The sequence below is a fragment of the Streptomyces doebereineriae genome (genome assembly GCF_031845645.1).
Classification (GTDB): Bacteria; Actinomycetota; Actinomycetes; order Streptomycetales; family Streptomycetaceae; genus Streptomyces; species Streptomyces canus.
Genome location: NZ_JAVREZ010000504.1, coordinates 1 through 408, shown reverse-complemented (window position 1 = coordinate 408; position 408 = coordinate 1). Strand labels below are relative to the sequence as shown.

The window sequence follows — 408 nt, the reverse complement described above, 5'->3', positions numbered from 1 at the left end:
ACCGGCCTGATGCGCACCGGTGAGCTGTGGTGCATCACCAAACACGGCATCGAGCCCGACATCCTGGTGACCGGCAAGGGCCTGTCCGGTGGCATGTACCCGATCACCGCGGCCCTGCTCAGCGATCGCGCGGCGAAGTGGCTCGACGAGGACGGCTTCGGCCACATCTCCACCTTCGGCGGTGCCGAGCTGGGCTGTGTCGCCGCGCTGAAGACGCTCGAGATCTCCACCCGCCCCGAAGTGCGCTCGATGGTCCACTACATCGCCGACATCTTCGACCACGGGCTGCAGCGCATCCAGGCCGACCACCCCGACTGGTTCGTCGGGATCCGGCAGAACGGCGTGGTGATCGGTCTGGAGTTCGACCACCCCGAAGGCGCCAAGTTCGTGATGCGGGAACTCTACGAG

At 66.4% G+C, this 408-nt stretch carries 1 protein-coding gene; it reads left to right on the top strand.

The features are described 5' to 3' along the window. Positions 1 to 408: aminotransferase class III-fold pyridoxal phosphate-dependent enzyme (locus tag RNB18_RS52985; protein ID WP_311721174.1), on the top strand; the 408-nt coding region annotated here is incomplete at both ends.